This is a genomic window from Delftia tsuruhatensis NBRC 16741 (assembly GCF_001571325.1).
GTDB classification, from domain to species: domain Bacteria; phylum Pseudomonadota; class Gammaproteobacteria; order Burkholderiales; family Burkholderiaceae_C; genus Comamonas; species Comamonas tsuruhatensis.
In genome coordinates, this window is sequence record NZ_BCTO01000111.1 from 1 (window position 1) to 1,565 (window position 1,565).

Annotated in this window: 1 protein-coding gene; it reads left to right on the plus strand. The window is 69.4% G+C overall.

The genetic code is table 11. The features are described 5' to 3' along the window. On the plus strand, positions 1-1,565 hold a 1,565-nt coding region (locus DTS01S_RS29155; protein WP_218010590.1), incomplete at both ends, for an RHS repeat domain-containing protein.

The window sequence follows — 1,565 nt, forward strand, 5'->3', positions numbered from 1 at the left end:
TCATCAACGGCAACAAATACCAGCGCGAAGTGGACATGCCCGCCTTGCCCGGCGTGCTCGGCCTGGAAGTCGTGCGCCACTACAACAGCAGCTACAGCCGGGCCTACGTGCCGCCAGGCCTGCTCGGCCGCGGCTGGCTGCTCAGCTACGAGGCCCGCCTGTACGACCACCCCACCAACCTGCAGATCGTGCAGGCCGACGGCACCCGCATCATCTTCAGCAAGCTGCGCGAGCATCCCAGCCTGTGCGCCAGCGAGCAGCCGGGCAACGGCATCGTGCGCATCGAAGGCACGGATACAAAGGGCACCAAGGAAACCACGCCCGGCCAGGAACGGCACTACACCTGGCAGTGGATGGACGGGCGCGAGCTGCGCTTCAACCACCGGGGGCGCCTGACCCGCATCAGCCTGCCCTCGGGCGAACAGGTCCGCCTGGACTACAACGCCAAGGGCAACCGCCTGCTCAAGGTCACCGACCCGCAGGGGCGCAGCCTGCGCCTGCACTACGCCCAATCTTCGGGCGAGGGCAGCTTCACCGGCGTGCAGGCCATCGACACCCCGCTGGGCCGCATCGGCTACCGCCACGGCAGCGCACCGTTGCCCGGCAGCACCCAGCCCCAGGCCAAGCTGAACGCCAGCCTCGTGCAGGTCAGCCTCCCGTCGGCCGATGGCCAAGCCCCGGTCCAGCGCCACTACCACTATGAGGACCCGCGCCACCCCACCTTGCTCACGGGCATCAGCGTCCAGGGCCAGGGCAGCGACGGCAAGCCCATGGACGAGCGCATCGCCAGCTACGCCTACGGCGACACCGGCCGCGCCATCTTGAGCGTGCGCGGCCCGCCGGACAGCCAGCAGGAAAAAGTCACCCTGGACCTCAGCCAGCCCTGGAAGAACACCCTCACCAACAGCCTTGGGCAAACAACCACCTACCACTACGACACCATCGGCGGGCAATGGCGATTGCTTGAAGTGCGCGGCCCGGGCTGCGCCAGCTGCGGCCCCGGCGACATGCGCTACCGGTACGACGCGCAAGGGCGCCTGACCGAAGCCACGCGGCTCGATCCCGCAGGCCGCCCGCTGGAAGGCACGCGCACCGAGCTGGACCCCTTCGGCCGCCCGCTGGCCGTGTACCGCATTCCCTACACACAAGGCCAAGCCCGGGCCCCGCAGCTGCAGGTGCGCTACGGCTACGGCAAGGACCCCTGGAAGCAATACGCGCCCGAACTCATCGCCCGGCCCAGCGTCGTGCCCGGGCGCGAACACCAGATCCGCATCCGCTACAACAGCAGCCGCCAGCCGCTGCAGATCACCGAGACGGGCTTCAGCCCATTGGATGCCCAGGGCCAGCCCGCAGGCAATGCGGACGGCGCCACGCCCATCGAACGCAGCACGCGCTACCGCTACACCGAGATCAACGGCCGCAGCGTGCTGGTGGACATCGACGGGCCGCTGCCCACCTCGCTGGCAGGCTATGACGACGGAAGCCCGGCGCAGAACGACCTCACGCGGCTGCGCTGGGACCGCAGCGGCAGCCACGTCACGCGCGTGCTGCAGCCCGATGGCACC